The sequence below is a fragment of the Anaeromyxobacter dehalogenans 2CP-C genome (assembly GCF_000013385.1).
In the GTDB taxonomy this organism is placed as follows: Bacteria; Myxococcota; Myxococcia; order Myxococcales; family Anaeromyxobacteraceae; genus Anaeromyxobacter; species Anaeromyxobacter dehalogenans_B.
In genome coordinates, this window is record NC_007760.1 from 1,429,775 (window position 1) to 1,448,528 (window position 18,754).

General features: G+C 75.4%; 20 protein-coding genes. 11 read left to right on the plus strand and 9 right to left on the minus strand.

Going from position 1 to position 18,754, the window contains the following annotated elements; all coding sequences use genetic code 11:
- Positions 1 to 178 precede the first annotated feature (178 nt).
- The 5 genes from ADEH_RS06365 (at position 179) to ADEH_RS06385 (ending at position 3,356) form a co-directional block, all read left to right on the plus strand.
- Complete coding sequence (locus ADEH_RS06365) at positions 179 to 1,069, plus strand: hypothetical protein (RefSeq protein ID WP_011420290.1); 891 nt, start codon at positions 179 to 181, stop codon at positions 1,067 to 1,069.
- An 8-nt stretch (positions 1,070 to 1,077) separates the two neighbouring features.
- The gene (locus ADEH_RS06370; RefSeq protein ID WP_011420291.1) at positions 1,078 to 1,503 is read left to right on the plus strand and encodes a tetratricopeptide repeat protein; all 426 of its coding nucleotides are present in this window, start codon (positions 1,078 to 1,080) and stop codon (positions 1,501 to 1,503) included.
- A 176-nt stretch (positions 1,504 to 1,679) separates the two neighbouring features.
- Positions 1,680 to 1,880, plus strand: coding sequence for a cold-shock protein (locus ADEH_RS06375; RefSeq protein WP_011420292.1), 201 nt, complete (start codon positions 1,680 to 1,682; stop codon positions 1,878 to 1,880).
- 102 nt (positions 1,881 to 1,982) lie between these two features.
- Complete coding sequence (gene infA / locus ADEH_RS06380; RefSeq protein ID WP_011420293.1) at positions 1,983 to 2,204, plus strand: translation initiation factor IF-1; 222 nt, start codon at positions 1,983 to 1,985, stop codon at positions 2,202 to 2,204.
- A gap of 69 nt (positions 2,205 to 2,273) precedes the next feature.
- Positions 2,274 to 3,356, plus strand: a complete 1,083-nt coding sequence (locus ADEH_RS06385; protein ID WP_011420294.1) for a heparan-alpha-glucosaminide N-acetyltransferase domain-containing protein — start codon at positions 2,274 to 2,276, stop codon at positions 3,354 to 3,356.
- Between the two features lie 54 nt (positions 3,357 to 3,410).
- Here ADEH_RS06385 and ADEH_RS06390 read toward each other — a convergent pair whose 3' ends face one another.
- Positions 3,411 to 5,336: a transglycosylase domain-containing protein gene (locus ADEH_RS06390; protein ID WP_232287441.1), complete on the minus strand. Its 1,926-nt coding sequence runs from the start codon at positions 5,334 to 5,336 to the stop codon at positions 3,411 to 3,413.
- 158 nt (positions 5,337 to 5,494) lie between these two features.
- On the opposite strand from ADEH_RS06390, the gene ADEH_RS06395 reads away from it, so the two are divergent.
- Together ADEH_RS06395 and ADEH_RS06400 are read left to right on the plus strand one after the other, a co-directional pair.
- Positions 5,495 to 6,754, plus strand: a complete 1,260-nt coding sequence (locus ADEH_RS06395) for a TonB family protein (RefSeq protein ID WP_041453365.1) — start codon at positions 5,495 to 5,497, stop codon at positions 6,752 to 6,754.
- Positions 6,755 to 6,804: 50 nt separating this feature from the next.
- Complete coding sequence (locus tag ADEH_RS06400; RefSeq protein WP_011420297.1) at positions 6,805 to 7,281, plus strand: methylglyoxal synthase; 477 nt, start codon at positions 6,805 to 6,807, stop codon at positions 7,279 to 7,281.
- Between the two features lie 41 nt (positions 7,282 to 7,322).
- On the opposite strand, the gene ADEH_RS06405 is transcribed toward ADEH_RS06400, so the two are convergent.
- The 7 genes from ADEH_RS06405 to folD form a co-directional block, all read right to left on the minus strand.
- Positions 7,323 to 8,033, minus strand: a complete 711-nt coding sequence (locus ADEH_RS06405) for a hypothetical protein (protein WP_011420298.1) — start codon at positions 8,031 to 8,033, stop codon at positions 7,323 to 7,325.
- Positions 8,034 to 8,088: 55 nt separating this feature from the next.
- Complete coding sequence (gene gcvPB, locus ADEH_RS06410; RefSeq protein ID WP_041453366.1) at positions 8,089 to 9,657, minus strand: aminomethyl-transferring glycine dehydrogenase subunit GcvPB; 1,569 nt, start codon at positions 9,655 to 9,657, stop codon at positions 8,089 to 8,091.
- A 3-nt stretch (positions 9,658 to 9,660) separates the two neighbouring features.
- Positions 9,661 to 10,998 carry an aminomethyl-transferring glycine dehydrogenase subunit GcvPA gene (gcvPA, locus tag ADEH_RS06415; protein ID WP_011420300.1) on the minus strand — a complete coding sequence of 446 codons (1,338 nt, stop codon included), beginning with the start codon at positions 10,996 to 10,998 and terminating at the stop codon, positions 9,661 to 9,663.
- A 63-nt stretch (positions 10,999 to 11,061) separates the two neighbouring features.
- Entirely contained in the window at positions 11,062 to 11,448 is a 387-nt protein-coding gene (gcvH, locus tag ADEH_RS06420; protein ID WP_011420301.1) for a glycine cleavage system protein GcvH, read from the minus strand.
- An 11-nt stretch (positions 11,449 to 11,459) separates the two neighbouring features.
- Positions 11,460 to 12,542 (minus strand): glycine cleavage system aminomethyltransferase GcvT, encoded by a 1,083-nt coding sequence (gene gcvT / locus ADEH_RS06425; protein ID WP_011420302.1) that lies wholly within the window; start codon positions 12,540 to 12,542, stop codon positions 11,460 to 11,462.
- Between the two features lie 214 nt (positions 12,543 to 12,756).
- A complete protein-coding gene (locus tag ADEH_RS06430; protein ID WP_011420303.1) occupies positions 12,757 to 13,857 on the minus strand; it encodes a metallophosphoesterase in 1,101 nt (366 codons plus the stop codon).
- Positions 13,854 to 14,702 (minus strand): bifunctional methylenetetrahydrofolate dehydrogenase/methenyltetrahydrofolate cyclohydrolase FolD, encoded by an 849-nt coding sequence (folD, locus tag ADEH_RS06435; RefSeq protein ID WP_011420304.1) that lies wholly within the window; start codon positions 14,700 to 14,702, stop codon positions 13,854 to 13,856. Before folD ends, ADEH_RS06430 begins: the two co-directional genes overlap by 4 nt.
- 127 nt (positions 14,703 to 14,829) lie before the next feature.
- Between folD and ADEH_RS06440 the strand changes: the two genes are divergently transcribed.
- The 4 genes from ADEH_RS06440 (at position 14,830) to ADEH_RS06455 (ending at position 16,986) form a co-directional block, all read left to right on the plus strand.
- Positions 14,830 to 15,057: a hypothetical protein gene (locus ADEH_RS06440; RefSeq protein ID WP_041453367.1), complete on the plus strand. Its 228-nt coding sequence runs from the start codon at positions 14,830 to 14,832 to the stop codon at positions 15,055 to 15,057.
- Positions 15,058 to 15,127: 70 nt separating this feature from the next.
- Positions 15,128 to 15,598 (plus strand): hypothetical protein, encoded by a 471-nt coding sequence (locus ADEH_RS06445; protein ID WP_011420305.1) that lies wholly within the window; start codon positions 15,128 to 15,130, stop codon positions 15,596 to 15,598.
- Between the two features lie 52 nt (positions 15,599 to 15,650).
- The gene (locus ADEH_RS06450; protein WP_011420306.1) at positions 15,651 to 16,652 is read left to right on the plus strand and encodes an adenosine deaminase; all 1,002 of its coding nucleotides are present in this window, start codon (positions 15,651 to 15,653) and stop codon (positions 16,650 to 16,652) included.
- 97 nt (positions 16,653 to 16,749) lie between these two features.
- Positions 16,750 to 16,986 carry a hypothetical protein gene (locus ADEH_RS06455; RefSeq protein ID WP_011420307.1) on the plus strand — a complete coding sequence of 79 codons (237 nt, stop codon included), beginning with the start codon at positions 16,750 to 16,752 and terminating at the stop codon, positions 16,984 to 16,986.
- Between the two features lie 136 nt (positions 16,987 to 17,122).
- On the opposite strand, the gene ADEH_RS06460 is transcribed toward ADEH_RS06455, so the two are convergent.
- On the minus strand, positions 17,123 to 18,751 hold the full coding sequence (locus tag ADEH_RS06460; protein ID WP_011420308.1) for a DUF6178 family protein: 1,629 nt from the start codon (positions 18,749 to 18,751) through the stop codon (positions 17,123 to 17,125).
- Between the last annotated feature and the right edge of the window lie 3 nt (positions 18,752 to 18,754).

The following is an 18,754-nucleotide window of genomic DNA, read 5'->3' on the forward strand; positions in this document are numbered from 1 at the left end:
CTAGGCGCCGTCCGCTCCCGGGTCAAACGGTCCGCGCCCCGTCCCGGCGGGCTCCGGCGCGGCCGGTCGCCCCGCGCAACCGCGCGGGATCCGGGCGCGCGGGGGTGGCACGCGGCGCGCTCAAGGGAACGGCGGGCGCCGCGAGGCGCACCGCCCAACCCATCCGAAAGGAACCCAGATGATCCCCTCCGTCCGCACCGGCGCCGCGCTGCTCTCGCAGGGCGCCGCGCTCGCCACCGACCTCGCCCAGGTCGCCGCACCGCGCACCGTCCGGGCCGCCGCCACGGCCGGCGTGGGGAAGGGCGGCGCCGTGATCGCCGCCGCGGCGGCCGCGCTCCCCTCCGCGAAGAAGGCGTCGGCGAAGAAGACGCGGCGGAGCTCGGGGACGGGCTACGCCTCGGGCTCGAAGGGCACCTCGAAGTCCGCGGCCGCGAAGAAGCCGTCGTCGTCGCGGTCCACCGGCGCGCTCGCGTTCCTCGACGATCCGAGGCTCTCGATCGAGGAGAAGCTGTTCCGCTTCATGATGTACGTGCAGGACCGCTTCGACCGCGACGTCGAGCAGAAGATGAAGGAGGCGGCGGGGAAGGCCTCCAGCACGGGCGGCTCGTCCGGCGCGAAGAAGAAGAAGGGCGGGCCGTTCGCGAAGCTGGCCGGCGCGCTCAAGACCGCGTTCCCCGCCCTCGGCATGTCGATGGACATCCTGAACGACAAGAACGTCCAGGCGCTGGTGAAGACGCTGGGTGGCCCCGCGCTCGCGGCGGGCGCCGCCGCGATGGGCTTCCCGGGGCTCGCGCCGGTCCTCGCCAAGGCCGGCCCGCAGCTCGCGGGCGTGGCGTTCGACCTGGCCGCGGCGTTCAAGGAGGCGCCGGCGAGCGGCTCGACGGGCGGCTCGAGCACCGGCGGCACCGGCAGCACCGGCTCGGCGGACTCGCCGGAGATCGACCGCAAGAAGATGATGGAGCTGCAGTACGCCATGGAGAAGCAGAAGGAGATGTTCACGCTCGTCTCCAACGTCCTCCGCTCGCTGCACGACATGAAGATGTCGGCGGTGCACAACATCCGCTCCTGAGGGCCGCCATGGACGACGCGATCGAGACGGCGGCCGAGGGACGCACGCCCACGCTGGCCGAGGTGCAGGGGATGACCCAGGAGCTGGGCGACGCCATCGCCGCGCTGGCGGAGGCGGAGCTGGAGGCGGGGAGGGTGGAGACCGCCCGGGCCATCCTGGAGGGGTTGGTGGTGACGAACCACGAGGACGCGGCGGCGTGGGCGCTGCTCGCCTCGGCGCACCGCCGGCTGGGGCAGCCGCTCGCGGCCCGCTTCTGCGCCGAGGTGGCCGTGCGGCTCGCCCCGGCCGATCCGTGGATCCGGCTGGCGCGGGCGGAGGCCTTGCTGGCCGACCCGGCCGGCCGGGAGGCGGCGCGCGGCGAGCTCGCGGCGCTGGTCGCGGACGGGGAGGTCGGAGGCCGTGCGCGCGCGCTCCGCGCCGCGCTCGGAGAGTGAAGGGGCGGACGCGTGGCGGACCCAACAAGTCCACATTTTCCGCACGGTTGGGGCACCACGTCCCCTTGACGGTCCCTGCAGGTTTCGGGGATATTTCGCGGCCGAGTCGAGGGTCCGTGCCCCACGACTCCGCGGGTCGGCGGTCGGCCCGGGACACACGAAGGAAGCGTGAAGCGATGGCACTTGGTACCGTGAAGTGGTTCAACGACGCGAAGGGTTACGGTTTCATCTCCCAGGAGGGCGGGGAGGACGTCTTCGTTCACCACACGGCCATCCAGATGGATGGCTTCCGCACCCTGAAGGAGGGCGAGCGGGTGGAGTTCGACGTCACCCAGGGCCCGAAGGGACTTCAGGCGGCGAACGTTCGCCGTCCGTAGCGCATCCGGTCCGCTGGGTGACGAGCGGCCTCGGGTGACCGAGGCCGCTCGCGCTTATGAGCCGGGCCTGCGTCAGCCCGCGCGCGTGCCGAGGAAGGTCCGATGAGCGAGAAGGAAGCCGGCATCGAGGTACAGGGCACCGTCGAGGAGGCGCTCGCCGGGGGCATGTACCGGGTCAAGGTGGACCAGGGCCCCGTGGTCCTCGCATACGCGTCGGGCAAGATGAAGAAGTTCCACATCCGCATCATCCCCGGCGACCGCGTGAAGCTCGAGCTGTCACCGTACGACCTCAGCCGCGGCCGCATCACCTACCGCGACAAGTGACCGCCCGGCGGCGCCGGCCGGCCGCCCGAACCACCCCCGGCGACCCCGCACCCCGACCGGCCCGCCCCCGTGACCCCTCCCAGACGCAAGCTCTGGCTCGACTGGCAGCGCGGCCTCGCCGTGCTGTTCATGGTCGAGGTGCACGTGCTCGACGCGTGGCTCGCCTCCTCCGCGGCGCACGGCCACGGCTTCGGCGCGCTGCGCATGCTCGGCGGCCTCGCGGCACCGGCCTTCCTCTACATGGCCGGCCTCTCGCAGTCGCTCGGCGACGCCGCGCTGGAGCGCAAGGGCGTCGCGCCGGGCGCGCGCCGGTCGGCCGCGCTGCGCCGGGCGCTCTGGCTGCTCGGCGTCGCCTACGGCTTCCGCGCGGTGGAGTACCTGCTCGGCTACGCGCCCGCGCTCTGGCACGGGTGGTGGGACTCGGCCTTCGCCGGCCTCGCCGACGTGCTGAAGGTGGACATCCTCAACGTCATCGCCGTCGGCCTGGGGCTGTCGGCGCTGCTCACCATCGGCGTGCCGCGCCGGCTCGGGCCCGCGCTCGCGGCGCTGGCGGCGATCGCGGTGGTGCTCGCCACGCCGGGCGTGGCGGGGACGGCGCACGCGCCCAGCCGCGTGCTCGACTACGTCTACATCGCGTCCGCCGACCTCGGCCGGCGCGGGAACTTCCACCTGCTCAACTGGGTCGCCTTCCTGCTCGCCGGCGCGGCCCTCGCGCCGCTGGCGCGCGGCCCGGACCGCCCGCTCCTGTGGCTCGCCCTCGGGGCGGCGCTCCTGGGGGCGGGGCTCGGGCTCGACGCGCGCGCGCCGCTGCGCGGCGACGCGTTCTGGCGCGCCTCGCCGGCCTGGTTCGCGATGCGGCTCGGCGCCTGCGTCGCGCTCACCGGGCTCACCCAGCTCATCCCGCTCGCGGCGGAGCGGGCGCTGCGCTGGCTCACCGTGCTCGGGCGGCAGTCGCTCGTCGGGTACATCGCCTCGGTCGAGCTGACCTACGGCGGCGTGGCGCGGCCGCTGCGCGGCCGGCTCTCCTTCCCGGCGACCATCGCGGGGATCGTCGCGATGGTGGGCGTCACCTGGGCGATCTCGATCGGCTGGGAGCGGCTGCAAGCCCGCCGCCGCGCCCGCCCGCGGCCCGCCGCGCCCGCGACCGCGTAGCGCGGGACCTCGTCGCGCCCGCCGCTGCGCGCCGCTCGCGCCGCCGCCGCCGCGCTACGGCGCCGGCGTCGCGCCCGGGCCGACCGCCGCGCCCGGGCGCGCGAACGCGAGCGGCTCCACCAGCGCGGCGTCGAGCGTGTCCGGGTCGAGCACCTGCTGCGCGGCCATCTTCAGCAGCAGGTCGTCCACGCGCTGGTCCCAGGCCTGCGTCGGCGCGCCGCGGGCCCACATGAAGTGGAAGCGCACCGGGTTCGGGATCACGGTGGCGAGGAACGCGGCCTGGCGCGGCGTGAGCTCGGCGGCGGGCACGCCGAACCAGTGGCGCGCGGCGGGCCCGATGCCCCACAGCCCGGGGCCCCACTCGGCCACGTTCAGGTAGATCTCGAGGAGGCGCGCCTTGGGCACCGTGGCCTCGAGCGCCACCGTGAGCGCCGCCTCCCGCACCTTCCGCGCCAGCGTCTTCTCGCGCGAGAGGAACAGGTTCTTCGCGAGCTGCTGCGAGATGGTGGACCCGCCGCGCACCAGCCGCCCGCGCTCGGCGGCCGCGGCGAACGCGTTGCGCAGCTCCTCGAACTCGAAGCCGGAGTGGCCGTAGAACCCGGCGTCCTCGCTGGCGGTCACCGCCCGGATCACGTGCGGCGGCAGGCTGGAGAGCGGGACGAAGTCGGGGTTGCGCGGGCCCACCAGGATCTCGGGCGGCGTGCCGCGCTCGACCTCGGGGCGGTGCACGAACGGCGCGCGGAGCGCCACCGGCGGCGCGCGCCGGGCCGCCTCGCGCATGCGCGACAGGTCGAGCCCGGCGTCCAGCGTCCAGGCGGCCGGCGCGAGCAGCGGGCCGGCCAGGTCCACGTGCGCGTCGAGGGTGCCGGCGGGCCGCGGCGCCTCCGGCGGCAGGCCCAGGGCCGGCGGCAGCGCGGCGACCGCCGCGGCGAAGTCGAGCCGCTCGAGCCGCACCGAGAGCTCGAAGGGGAGGCCGGGGCCGAGCCGCGCCTGGCCGGAGACGGCGGCGGGGATGGCGCCGAAGAGCACCACGCGGCCCCCGGAGAGCGACACGCGCCGCTCCGCGCCCTGCCAGGCGACGTCGCCCTCGGCGGTGGCGGAGATCGGCCCGAGCGGCTCGGCGCCGATCCGGTCGCCGGCCACCGTGGCCCCCTCCACCGCGAGCACCGCGCGCCCGCCGAACCGGGACAGATCCGGCGGGGCGTCCAGCGTCGCGTCGAGCGAGAGCGTGCCGTCGCGCAGCGACACCGCCTCCGCGCCCAGGGCCTCGGGGATGGCGGCGGGCCCGAGGTGGCGCACGCCCAGCGTGACGCGCCAGCCGGAGGGCTCGCGCCGCGCGTCCACCGAGGCGGTCGCGCCGCCGGGGAGGCGCAGGTCGGCGCGGAGGCGCTCGTCGCCGTCGCCGCGGTCGCGCGCGAGCCGCGCGTCGAGCGGGCCCAGCTCCACGTACCGGCCGTGGACCGCGAAGGCGACCACCAGCTCGCGCACCTGCACCGACGGCCACGGGGCCTCGTCCGCGTCCTGCGCCGGCTCGGGGGCGGGGACGGCCGGGGCGCGGGCCGGCGCGGCGGCGCGGCGCGCGGGGGCTCCGCGCAGGCGCTCGCCCAGCTCCAGCAGCGATCGTCCGGAGCGGCCCGCCTCGACGCGCACCCCGGCCAGCCGCACCGAGGCGAGCTCGGCGCGGCCGGCCAGGAGCGCGAGGAGCCGCGGCCGGGCCTCGACGCGCTCGACGCGCAGCACCGGCGGAGCCCCCGGCCGCGCGCCCGCGATCGCGAGCGGGCCGAAGGAGACGCGGAGCAGCGGCGAGACGTGGACGTCGGGGCCGAGCGTGACGTCGCCCACCGACGCGCGCAGGCCGGCCAGGATCCTGCGGCGGAGCGCGGCCTCCGCGGCGGGGCGCGAGAGCGCCACCAGCGCCACCCCGTACAGGCACGCCAGCGCCAGCGCGCCCGAGGCCGCGGCGCGCCAGAGGGGGCGCAAGGCGGCGCGGGGGCCGGAGGGGGTGGGGGAACCGGAAGCCATGGAATCGCGCGCTCTTTACCGGGCGGGTCGCAGGGGGTCAACCGGTTCCCCGTCCGGCCCGTGGACGCGCACTCGAGGGGATGAAACCGCCGTCCTGGCTGTTAACATCCCGGCGAATGGCGTTCCTGGGCCCCAGCCTGCGACGGAGGAAGGTGGACGAGCGGCCGGGTAGCCGGACGACCGCCGCCATCCTGCTGTCGCTCGCGCTCAACGCCTTGATCTTGCTGATCCTCGGCCGCATCGGCGCGTTCGACATCGGCAAGCCGGCCGCGGTCCGCCCCGTCGCGCTCGCGCCGCTCACGGCCGACCAGTGGGCGGCCAACCGGGCCATCGTGGGCGGCCAGCCCCCGCCCGCCGCCGCCCCGCGGCCGGCGGAGCTCCCGAAGATCCCGCCGCCCCCGCCGCCGCCGGAGGAGCGCCGGGCGCACGGGCAGATCGTGGACGTGGCGCCGTCGAAGGACTCGCGCCCGCCGAAGGACTCCCGCTTCCTCTCCGATCGCGACAACACCGTCGAGAAGGAGTCGCGCTCGCGGTTCGCGGGGACGCAGGCGTTCGAGAACACGCTGCCGGCGCCGTCCGACGGCCTGAAGCGCAAGGCGCCGCCGCCGCCGCCGGAGGCCGGGGAGAACGGCCAGGCGGCGAGGAGCACGCCGGGCAAGGAGGGGCCGGCGGCGCCGCGCGGCACGGGCGCCGAGAAGCTGGTCGTCCCGGAGCAGCGGGCGCAGGAGCGGCTGGCGGTCGCGCCGAGGCCGGACGAGCCCGGCGCCGGCGACGTCCCGGTCGCGCCGCGCGCCGACCAGCAGCGGCTGAACGGCGGCGGCCCCGCGCTGCAGGTGCCCGGCGGCGCCGGCGCGCAGGGCGGCGGCCGCAAGTCCGGCATCGACCGGCGGCTCCTGCCGGATCCGCAGAACCTCGCCCGCATCGCCGGCGGCCCCAGCCCGGACCGGCTCGAGGGCGTGGACGAGGGCGACGCCACCGCGCTCAACACCCGCTCGTTCAAGTACGCCACCTTCATCAACCGCGTGGGCATGGCCATCTACCGCGAGTGGGATCCGAACCGGGCGTACCAGGCGCGGGATCCCGACGGGAAGGTCTACCCGGCGCGCGACCGCACCACGTCGATCGAGCTGGTGCTCGACGGCGACGGCACGATCCGGTTCGTGAAGCTGCTCGACTCGAGCGGCCTCGACTTCCTCGACCAGGAGGTGGTCCGGGCGGCGCGGGCCGCCGGGCCGTTCCCGAACCCGCCGGCGGGGCTGGTGGACGCGAGCGGGCAGATCCACCTCGCGCTGGCCTACACGCTGGAGATGCGGCGGGCCTCGCGCGTGCAAGTGCTCATGCCCTCGCTGCCGTCGCAGCGGCCGTACCCGGAGTGATCCGCCGCGCCCGCGTCCGCGGGCCGGCCCGTTCCACAGGAGGAGTCCCGATGCCGCAGGTGCAGCGCGTCCCGATGCGCGCGGTCAAGAACGTGGTCCTCATCGCGCACGACAGCCGCAAGCAGGACCTGCTGGACTGGGTGAAGTACAACCGGCCCGTGCTGCGCGAGCACCGCCTGTTCGCGACCGGCACCACCGGCGGGCTGGTGCAGGCGCAGACCGACCTCCCGGTGACCCGCTTCAAGAGCGGCCCGCTCGGCGGCGACCAGCAGGTCGGCGCGAAGATCGCCGAGGGCGAGCTGGACGTGCTGGTGTTCTTCTGGGATCCGCTCGAGCCGCAGCCGCACGATCCCGACGTGAAGGCGCTGCTCAGGATCGCGGTGCTCTACAACATCCCCACCGCGTGCAACCGCGCCACCGCCGACTTCCTGGTGGCGTCGTCGCTCTTCCACGGAGAGTACGAGCGCATCGTGGAGGACCACGCCGCGAAGCGGCAGGCCTGGCTGGCCGGGCAGGGCCGCCGCTAGGCAGCCCCGCCCGCCCGGGACGGCGTCGAGGGGGCCGCGCGCTACAGCTTCAGCGTCCCCTTCACGCCGATCTGGAACCAGCTGTGGAAGGCCCGGTCGTGGATGCGGCCGGACTGGTCGCCGAAGCCCGGCACCGACACGTCGTAGCTCGTGTACTGCCCGGCGCTCCACGAGACGAACGGGCCCATGGTCACGTACGGCGAGAGCGCCAGGTCGAGGCCCGCCTCCAGCATCGGGAACTCGAAGCCGGCCCAGCTGAACTCGGTGATGGTCCCGGTGCCCGGCTCGTACGCCTCCGCGTTCAGCACCTCCAGGCCCATCCCGAAGCCGACCCACGGGTCCACCACCTGGTACGGCTGGAGGTGGAACTGCACGTCGAAGCCGAAGCGGATGTCCGAGCCGTCGCAGGAGCGGCCCGGCACGCAGAAGTCCTTCGAGATCGAGGTGGGCGCGAGCTCGAGGTAGATGCCGCCCCACACCGCCGGGTTGAAGCGGTAGCCAAGCTCGAGCCAGATCGGCACCTTGTGCCGGACGAGGTCGTCGAGCTTCGGGTAGAGCGGCGCGCCCGTCGCGTCCACCTCGTCGGAGATGTCCCCGGACGGCGCGCCGTAGGCGAGGCGCGCGGACAGCGTGAGCCCCTGCGCGCGCGGCCCGGCGGGCTGGCGCGGCGGCGGCCGGCGGGGATCGTACTGGCCGGCGGCCAGCGCGGGCAGGGCGGCGACGACGAACAGGGCGAGCAGGCGGTTGCGCATGGTTCCTCCGCGGCGCCACGGGGCGCGCCGCGATGATAGCGCGACCGCCGGCCGTCTACTCGACGTTCATGCCCGGCTGCCAGCGCAGCACGGGCTTGCGCGCCGCGCGCGTCTCGTCCAGGCGTGCGCGAACGGGCCGGGTGGGCGCGGCGCGCACCGCCTCCGGGTCCACCTTCGCCTCCTCCGCGATGGCCTTCATGGCGGCGACGAACGCGTCCAGCGTCTCGCGCGACTCGGTCTCGGTCGGCTCGATCATGAGCGCGCCGTGCACCACCAGCGGGAAGTAGATGGTGGGCGGGTGGAACCCGTGGTCGATGAGGCGCTTCGCCACGTCCATGGTCGTGACGCCCGAGTCCTTCTGCTGGGCGTCGTCGAACACCACCTCGTGGAGCGAGTCGGTGGCGTAGGGCAGGTGGTAGGTGCCCTCCAGCTGCTTGCGCACGTAGTTCGCGTTCAGCACCGCCAGCTCGGCGGTGGCGCGCACGCCCTCCGGCCCGTACTCGCGGATGAGCGCCCAGGCGCGCACGAACATGCCGAAGTTGCCCCAGAACTCGCGCAGCTTGCCGATGGTCGCGGGCCGCTCGCGCGCCTCGGTGACCAGGCGGTAGCGCTCGCCCTCCTTCACCACCATCGGCAGCGGCAGGTACGGGACCAGCGCCGCCTTCACCGCCACCGGGCCGGAGCCCGGGCCGCCGCCGCCGTGCGGCGTCGCGAACGTCTTGTGCAGGTTGTACTGCATGACGTCGAAGCCCATGTCGCCGGGCCGCGCCACGCCGAGCAGCGCGTTCATGTTCGCGCCGTCGCCGTACACCAGGCCGCCCTTGGCGTGGACGATCGCGGCGATCTCGGCGATGTGCGACTCGAACACGCCCAGCGTGTTCGGGTTCGTGATCATGATGGCCGCGACGTCCTCGTCCATGGCCGCGCGGACGGTCTCCGGGTGGAGGCGGCCGTCGGGGCCGGAGGCGAGCTGCACCACCGCGTAGCCGTTCAGCGCCGACGAGGCCGGGTTGGTGCCGTGCGCGGTGTCGGGGATGAGGACCTTCTTGCGCGGGTTGCCGCGCGCCTGGTGGTACGCGCGGATGAGCATGAGGCCGGTCAGCTCGCCCTGCGCGCCCGCGGCCGGGGCCAGCGTGGTGGCGTCGAACCCGGCGATCTCGGAGAGCGCCCGCTCCAGCCGGTACATGAGCTCGAGCGCGCCCTGCGCCAGCTCGGCCGGGGCGAGCGGGTGGAGGTCGGCGAAGCCGGGCAGGCGCGCCAGCGCCTCGCTCGACTTCGGGTTGTACTTCATGGTGCAGGAGCCGAGCGGGTAGAACCCGGTGTCGATGCCGTGGTTCCAGGAGGAGAGCCGGGTGAAGTGCCGGACCACCTCCAGCTCGGACAGCTCCGGCAGCCCGTCCACCGCCGGGCGCACCAGCGCGGCGGGGAGGTCGCTCGCGTCGAAGTCGGCGGGGGGCGGGGGCAGCGAGACGCCGCAGCGCCCGCGCGAGCCGTGCTCGAACACGAGCGGCTCCTCGTACGCGAGGCCGCGCACCGCGCCGCCCAGGCCCGGGGCCTCGGCCGCGGCGCCGCCCCCGTTCGCGTCCTGCTCCATGCTGGGCTTCCAGCCAGTCGGGTTCGCCATGGCTCAGCTCCTCACCGCGCCCGCGAAGAGCTGGATGAGCTCGGGGCCGTGCAGCTCCGTCGCCGCGCAGAGCAGGGCGCCCTTCGCGCTCGGCGCGTCCGGGAACCAGCGCGCCAGCGGCGCGCCGGCCACGATGCCGCGCTTGGCGAGCTTCGCCACCACCGCCTCGGCGTCGCCCACGTCGAACACCTGCTCGTTGAAGAACGGCCCGGAGAACACCGGGCGGCAGCCGGCCCGCTCCATCGCGTCGCGCAGCATGCGGGCGCGCCCGTGGTTGAGGCGGGCCAGCTCGGCCAGGCCGCGCTTGCCGAGCAGCGACAGGTGGACGGTGGAGGCCAGCGCGCACAGGCCGGAGTTGGTGCAGATGTTGGACGTCGCCTTCTCGCGGCGGATGTGCTGCTCGCGCGTGGAGAGCGTGAGCACGAAGCCGCGCCGCCCCTGCTTGTCCACCGTCGCCCCGGCCACGCGGCCGGGCATCTGGCGCACGTGCTTCTCGCGGGTGGCGAAGAAGCCCGGCGCCGGGCCGCCGAACGACATGGGGTTGCCGAAGCTCTGGAACGTGCCCACCGCGACGTCGGCGCCGAGCGCGCCGGGCGCCTGGAGCAGGCCCAGCGAGACCGCCTCGGCGGTCGCCGAGACGGTGAGCGCGCCGGCCTTGCGGGCGATGGCGGCCGCCTCGGGCAGCGCGTCCACCACGCCGAGGAAGTTCGGGTAGCCGAGGATGACGCAGGCGGTCCGGCCGTCCACCGCCTGCTGCAGCGCGGCGAGGTCGGTGCGGCCGTCCGCGCCGAACGGCACCGTGACGATCTCGTCGCCGGTCGAGCGCAGGTAGGTGGCGAGCACCTTGCGGTACTCGGGGTGGAGCGCGGCGGAGACCACCACCTTGTCGCGCCCGGTGATCCGGCCGGCCATGAGCGCGGCCTCGGCCGTGGCGGTCGCGCCGTCGTACATGGACGCGTTCGAGACGTCCATGCCGGTCAGCAGGCACACGAACGTCTGCCACTCGAACAGCGCCTGCAGCGTGCCCTGCGAGATCTCCGGCTGGTAGGGCGTGTACGCGGTGAAGAACTCGCCGCGGAGCAGGAGCTGGTCCACCACCGGCGGCACGTGGTGCGGGTAGCAGCCGGCGCCCACGAACGGCGGGTGGGCCGTCTCGTTGCGCGCCGCCAGCCGCCGCAGCTCGGAGAAGAGCGCGATCTCGTCCGCCGCGGGCGGCAGGTCGAGCGGGCGGTCGAGCCGGAGCGCCTGCGGGATCGAGCGGAACAGGTCGTCGACGCGCTCCGCGCCGACGACGTCGAGCATGGCGCGGACGTCGTCCGGGGTGTGCGGGTGGTATCGCAAGGCTTGGCTCCGCGGCGACCTCGCCGCGAGGGAGGGGGACCGCCCGGCGGGCGGCGCTCGGCGCTACTCCTGCTCCTCGACGAACGCCTTGTAGGCGGCGGCGTCCATGAGCGTCTCGAGGTCCTTGGGATCGGACGGCTCGATGGTGATCATCCAGCCCTCCTCGTACGGATCCTCGTTGATGGTCTCGGGGGCGTCGGAGAGCGGGTCGTTCACCTCGATCACCTTGCCGGAGATCGGGGCGAACAGCTCGGACACGGCCTTGGTGGACTCGACCACGCCGAACGACTCGCCCTTCTTGACCGGGTCGCCCACGTCCGGCAGCTCGACGTAGACGACGTCGCCGAGCTGCTCCTGGGCGAAGTCGGTGATGCCGACCACGATCGCGCTGCCCTTGCGGCGCGCCCACTCGTGCTCGCGCGTGTACCTGAGGTCCTCGGGGATTTCCATGGTCGTCTCCGTCACTTCCGCGTGTAGAACGGCGTCTTCACGGCCTTGGCCGCCGCGGCCCGGCCGCGGATCTCGACTGCGAAGGTGGAGCCCTCGGCGGCGAGCGCGGGGGGCACGTAGGCGAGCCCGATGGCGGTGCCGAGCGACGGGCTCTTGGTGCCGCTGGTCACCTCGCCCACCTTGCGGCCGTCCTGCAGCACCGGGTAGCCGTGCCGCGGGATGCCCGCGTCGGTGAGCTGGAACCCCACCAGCTTGCGCGAGAGCCCCTGCTCCTTCTGCTTGAGCAGCGCGTCGCGGCCGATGAACTCGCCCTTGTCGAGCTTCACCACCCAGGCCAGCCCGGCCTCGAGCGGCGTGGTGGTCTCGTCCATGTCCGAGCCGTAGAGCCGGTACGCCATCTCCAGGCGCAGCGAGTCGCGGGCGCCGAGGCCGCAGGGGGCGATCCCCTCCGGCGCGCCCGCCTCCATGAGCGCGTCCCAGAGGCGCGGGCCCAGGTCGGCGCGGCAGAACAGCTCGAACCCGTCCTCGCCGGTGTAGCCGGTGCGCGCCACCATGCAGCGGACGCCCGCCACCTCGCCCTCGCCGAAGCGGTAGCTGCGCATGGCGGAGAGGTTCACGGTGGTGAGCCGCTGCAGGAGCTGGGCGGCGAGCGGGCCCTGCAGCGCGAGCTGGGCCCAGTCGTCCGACTCGTTGCGGACGTCGGCGCCGGCGGCGTGGCCCGCGAGCCACTCGAAGTCCTTCTGGCGGTTGCCGGCGTTGACGCAGACGAGCAGGTCCTCGGCGCCGCGGCGGTAGACCACCACGTCGTCCACGATGCCGCCGGAGTCGCGGCACAGGCAGCCGTACTGCGCCTGGCCGTCGGCGACCTTGGAGAGGTCGTTCGTGAACACGCGTCCGAGCGCGGCGAGCGCCCGCGGGCCCCGGAACACGACCTCGCCCATGTGCGAGACGTCGAACAGGCCGACGCGGGTGCGGACGGTCTCGTGCTCGGCGAGGATCCCCGAGTACTGGACCGGCATCTGCCAGCCGGCGAACTCCACGATCCGTGCGCCTGCGCGGACGTGCGTGTCGTAGAGGGGCGTGCGCAGGGCCATGGGCGCCTCGGGTGGAAATGGGCGGGCGGATTCTATCGGGGCTGACCGGAGGGTCAAGCGCGCCAGGACGCGGGATTTCGCGCCCGGCGCGCCCGAGCAGTAGCCGCTCGCGCGAGGGTCCGCAAGGTGCCATCGTGCGTCGCGGGCGGCACCGGAAGGGGCTGGGACACCGGCGCACGGCCGGACGGACGGCCGGCGCCCGGCTCCGGCGCGCTCACCGGCACGCGACCGGCTCGCAGCGACCCGTGCCCGCGGCCGCGCAGCAGTAGAGCGCGGTGCCGTCGTCCGACTCGAAGCGGTAGCGCCAGCCGCCGTCGCCCACCTCGAGCACGCCGAAGCCCCAGCGCACCGCGGCGAAGAGCAGCTCGGCGCCGGGCGCGGAGCGCTCGCGGAAGCGCTCGGCGCCGCGCGCGCGGGAGCCGTTGCCGGACACGAGCACGTCCACGCCGCCCGGCGTGCGCAGGTGCTGCAGGTCGTGATCGTGGCCGGCGAGCCAGGCCCGGATCCGGCCCTGGCCGGCCGCGAGCAGGCGATCGACGCGCGCGAGGTACTCCGGCGTCGCGTCGTCGTGGTGCGAGCCGGCGGTGACGGCGGGGTGGTGGCCGACCAGGAAGCAGGCGCGCCCGTCGCAGCCCGCGGCCGCCGCGGCCACGAACGCCTCCTCGTCGGCGAAGGTGAAGCCGGCGTAGTCGCCCCCGAGGAGGTTCGTGTCCACCACGATGAAGCGCGCGGGGCCGCGGTCCACCGCGTAGTGCCGGCCGGGCATGGACCAGAGCGGCGACGCGTGCGCCACCTCGAGGCAGGCCTTGCGCCGCGCCGCGGTGGCCGGCTCCACGCCCGGCACCGCGCAGCTCCCGGCGGTGGCGACGTCGTGGTTCCCGAGCGCGAGGTGGATGGGCACGCCCGCCAGCGGCGCGAACGCGTCCTCGAAGCGCGCGAAGCTCGGGTCGGCGGGGGCGGCGTACCCGGCGGCGACGCCGTTCCCGTCGTCGGCGAAGCGGCAGTCGGCCGCGCCGGGGAGGGTGGCGTCGGGCCCGCAGTTGTAGACGTTGTCGCCGGGCGCGACCGCGAGGTCGAACGGCGCCCGCCGGTGCGCCGCGGCCATGGCGTCGGAGACGGCGCGCTGCTGGCAGTTCGGCTCGCCGATGTCCGCGACGTGCAGCACGCGGAGCAGCGGCGAGAAGGGCGGGGCGGCCGCCGGCGCCCGGGCCGCGCCGCTCCGGTAGGTGTAGTCGAGGTCCACGCAGGTGCAGCAGCCGGAGGCGCCCACGAGCGCCACGGCCATGGCCGCGAGCGCCCGGGCGCAGCGCCTCACCGTGCGACCCGCTTCGCGAGCTCCACCGTGTTGACGAGCAGCATGGCGCGCGTCATCGGGCCGACGCCGCCCGGCACCGGGGTGATGGCGGAGGCGCGCGCGGCGGCCGCCGCGAACTCCACGTCGCCCACCAGCTTCCCGTCGGCGAGGCGGTTCATGCCGACGTCGATCACCACCGCGCCCTCCTTCACCCAGGCGCCCTTCACCAGCTCGGCCTTGCCGATGGCGGCCACCAGGATGTCGGCGCGGCCGACCTCGCCGGCGAGGTCGGCGGTGCGGGAGTGGGCGATGGTCACCGTGGCGTGCCGCTCGAGCAGCATCATCGCCATCGGCTTGCCCACGATGTTGGAGCGGCCCACCACCAGCGCGCGCTTGCCCTTCGGATCGACCCGGGCCTCGTCGAGCATGCGCATCACGCCGGCGGGCGTGCAGGGGCGGGGCACGCCGGCGATGCCGATCGAGAGCGCGCCCACGTTGAACGGGTGGAAGCCGTCGGCGTCCTTGGCGGGCGAGATGGCGTCGAGCACCGCGCGCTCGTCCACGTGCTTCGGCAGCGGCAGCTGCACCAGGATGCCGTGCACCGCCGGGTCGGCGTTCAGCCGCGCGATGAGGGCGAGCAGCTCGGCCTGCGTGGTGGTGACGGGGAGGTGGTGCTCCACCGAGGTGATGCCAACCTCCTCGCAGTCCTTGCGCTTCCCGCGCACGTAGATCGCGGAGGCGGGGTCGTCGCCCACCCGGACCACGGTGAGGCCCGTCTGCACGCCGCGGGCGGCCAGCGCGCGGACCTCGGTCGCCACCTCGCCCTTCACCTTCGCCGCGATCTGCTTGCCGTCGATGAGGTTCATGAGGCGCGCGAGTATAGAGCACCGCGCGCGCCCGTGTCCCCCATCCTGGACGCTTGTGGCGCGCGCGGCGCGTGCGAACCGTGCTCGGCGGACCACCCCTCGCTCCCGACCACGCCCGGAGGCCGCCATGGCTCTCTACCGCTTCCTGTTCGCGCCCGCGCTCCTGCTGGTCGCGGCCGCGCTCGGCGCGGGCGCGGAGCGGCGCCCCGCCGCCGCGCCACCGCCGTCCCCCGCCGCGGTGACGCCGCTGCCGGTCGCCGCGCCGGAGCCGCCGAGCCTGGTGCCGCCGGCCGCGCCCGCCGCGCCGCGCCCGGCGACGGCCGCGCTCCGGGCGCGCGCGGCCGGACGCCGCTGACGGACGCCGCGGCTCCCGCGCCCGGGGTATCATCGGGCCGCGCCCGGGTCCCGGGCCGCGGGAGGCGTCCATGGAGCGCTGCACCACCTGCTCGACCCCGCTCGCCGACGGCGGGCGCTGCGTGACCTGCGAGGCCGCGGCCGAGGGCCTCGCCGTGCTCACCCGCTCCGGCTACGCCTCGGTGCGCGAGGTCATGTCGCTCCTGGAGGCGGAGGGGCTGGCGCCGGAGATGGAGAAGGTCCCGCCGGGCCGGCCGGAGGAGGCGCACCACCCGCTCTGGAACCTGTACGTCCCGCGCGACGAGCTGGAGCGGGCGCAGGCGTTCCTGCGGCGCGACTGGGCCGGCCTGCTCGAGGATCCCGACGCGGCCGCCGCCGCGGCGCGCGGGGCCGAGGGGATCGACCTCGACGCGGGCGGCGAGATCACCTGCCCGGCGTGCGGCCACCGCTTCGCGGTGCAGGGCGCGGGGGAGGTCGAGTGCCCGGAGTGCGGCCTCGGGCTCGGCGCGCCCGGCGAGTCGTCGCCGGACGAGAACGGGTAGAAGCGTCCGAGAAGCGCTGGCGTGCCTGGCGGCGCGGCGGTATCTCGGGCCGATGGCACGCGAGCTCTCGGACCTGCACATCCACGTCGGCGGCGCCGTGGCGCCGCACATCCTCTGGTCCATCGCCCACGACCAGGGCTTCAAGCTGCCCGTCGCGAGCTACTGGGAGTTCAAGGAGCTGATCTCGGCGCGCCCGGGCAAGGTGCGGTCGCTCGACGAGTACCTGGCGGTGATGCACGAGTGGACCGAGAAGATCCAGTCGTCGCCGCAGGCCATGGAGCGCAGCGTCTACGAGGTCATCGGCAAGGAGTACCGCTCGTCGCGCGTCTCGCTCATCGAGCTGCGCTTCAACCCGATGAAGCGCAACGTCGGCGGCGAGCGCGACCTCGACCACATCATCCACGCGGCGCTCCGCGGCATGGACCGGGCGGTGCTCGAGTACGGGGTGCAGGCCGGGCTCATCTTCTGCCTGGCGCGCGAGTTCCCCGCGCACCTCAACGAGATCCTGGTCGAGAAGGCCATCAAGTACCGGCGGCGCGGGGTGGTCGGCATCGACCTCGCCGGCACCGAGCGCCACGCGCTCGAGCTGATGCCGGCGGAGGTCGGGCGCTACCGCGAGCTGTACGCGCGGGCGCGGCGCGCCGGGCTGAAGACCACCGTCCACACCGGCGAGACGGCCACCACCGGCGCCGAGGGCGTGCGGGCGGTGGTGGAGCAGCTCGAGCCCCACCGCATCGGGCACGGCATCTGCGCGGCGCGCGACGAGAAGGTCATGGACCTGCTCCGCGAGCGCGGCGTGGTGCTGGAGATCTGCCCCAGCTCGAACCTGGCCACGCGCGCGGTGGGGTCGATCGAGGAGCTGGGCCAGGTGCTGGCGCGCTTCTGGGATCGGGGCGTGCGGTTCACCATCAACACCGACGGCCCGTACCTGCTCGACACGAACATGCGCGCCGAGGTGCGCCTGCTGCGCGACGCGGGCGTCCTCGCGGAGGAGCAGATCGACCAGGCGCTGCGCTGGGCGCGGGAGGCGACCTTCATCGGCGAGATGCCCTGACGAGGCGCGCGTTGAATACGGCCGCGGGCACGCGCGTACCTCCTCAGCAGCGGGCGTGCGCGGATCGACCGCGGCCCCCGCGCCGGAGGTACCCCACATGAAGAACGTCCTGCGCATCGTCTCGGCCCTCGCCGTGCTCGGCCTCGTCTCGCCCGCCTTCGCCGAGGAGCCGAAGGCCGCGGAGCCGGCCCCTGCGGCGCCGGCGGCCACCGAGACCGCGAAGCCGGCCGCCAAGCCGGCGGCGCACAAGAAGCACCACAAGGCGACCGCGAAGAAGGCGACCCCGAAGGCCGCCGAGAAGGCGGCCCCCGAGGCGGCCCCGGTGGCGAAGTAGCCGAGGCGAAGACCAGCCGAGGGGCGCGGTCGGTGATCGCCGGCCGCGCCCTCCCGGCCCACCCCTCGACTCCGCCCCGCCGGCGGCGGGGCGACGCTCGGGATGAGCGAGGCCGGGACACCGGCTCGCTGGCGTGCTAGCTCGGGTCCCGCACCAGCACCGCCGAGAGGTGCTCGGGCCGCGCCGCCCCGCCCTCGGCGAGCGGCGCGAGCTCGGCCGCGCCCGCCCGCGCCAGCTCCAGCAGCAGCGCCCCGGCCTCGCCGCCGGAGGCGAGCCGCGGGTCGTCGATCGCGGCGAGCGCCCGCGCCGCGGCCGGCAGCTCCGCGCGCGCGAGCGGATCCGGCCGGAACGCGCGGCCCAGCCGCTCGTTGGCGAGCGCGGTGAGGTACAGCGTCGAGAGGCGCGGCGCGAGCGGCCCCTCGGCGTTGCCGCCGGCGAGCCCCAGCGCCTGCGCCAGCCCGGCCAGCCCCTCGGCCAGGCCGAGCGCGGCGACGGTGCGGTCCAGCTCCGCCGCGGCGAGGAACCGGCGCGGCTCGTGCCCGCCGGCGGACAGGGTGCCCCACTCGTCCCGGGGCGCCTCCAGGCCCGGGAAGTAGCGCGGGCGCTTCGCGGCGAGCGCCGCCACCGCCTCGCCCAGCGGCGCGTCGAGCAGCGGCGCCGCGCGGGTCCCCGCGCCGCCGCCGGCCAGCAGCCGCTCGGCGCGCCACTTCAGCTCGAGCACGCGCCCGAAGCCTTCCTGGAACAGCCGCTTCACCGGCGTCTCGGCCAGCACCTGGGCGGCGCGGTCGGGATCGGCCCCGGCGAGGCGGGCGAGGCCCAGCTCCAGCATGGCGCGGGCGGCGGCGAACGCGCCGCGCACCGCGTCGAGGTCGGACGGGTCCACCGCGTCGGCGACCAGCACCGCGTTGGCCGCCGCGACGATCTCGCGCTCCAGCACGTCGCGCTCGCCGGCGGGGAGCGCCGCGGCCGCGGCGTCCAGCGGCGACCCGGCGCCGAGCCTCGCCAGCAGGAACCCTGGCGGCCGCGCCGGGGGAGGGCCGGCGGGGTGGGCCGGCGCGCGAGGCGGCTGCGCGAACCACGAGAGCGCCTCCTCCAGCGAGGGGAAGCCGAGGTCGGCGAGGCGGCCGGTGCGCCAGCGCAGCGCCGTCTCCTCCAGCTCGCTGGGCAGCTCGCTGCGGATGGCCGAGAGGAGCCGCGTCGCCTGGAACGCGTCGCGCGCGTACAGATCGTCGAGCAGGCCGCGCACCGCCAGGTACTCGGTGCCCTCCACCTCGAACTCGATCACGAAGCGCCCCTCCGGCGTCCGCATGAACCGGTCGGACACCAGCTCGGGATCCGGGTCCTCCTCGAGGTCGTGCAGGCGGAGCGCGTCGCGCAGCACCAGGTACAGCACCTCGCGGTCGAGCGCGTCCAGCTTGCGGGCCCAGCGCGCCGCCGCCTTCGGGTCGAGGTGCGCGCCGGCGCGGGCGATCCGGAGCCAGGGGAGGGCGCGGCGGGGCTCGAACGCGCCGCCGCGCCAGGCGTCGAGGTCGAGGAAGGTCTTGAACTGCTCGGGGGAGGCGAGCTGGACGAGCAGCGCCGCGTCGCCGAGCCCCACGTCGCGGATGGTGAAGTAGAGCTCGTCGGCGGGCAGCGCGCGGACCAGCGCCTGCGGGTCCCGCGCCTCCAGCACCAGGTCGAGGCGCCGCTTCCCCTGCGCCGCGGCCAGCGCCGCCCGCGCGCGCGCGAGCTCCTCGGGTGCGAGCGCCTTCTCTTCCTTGGCCATCGT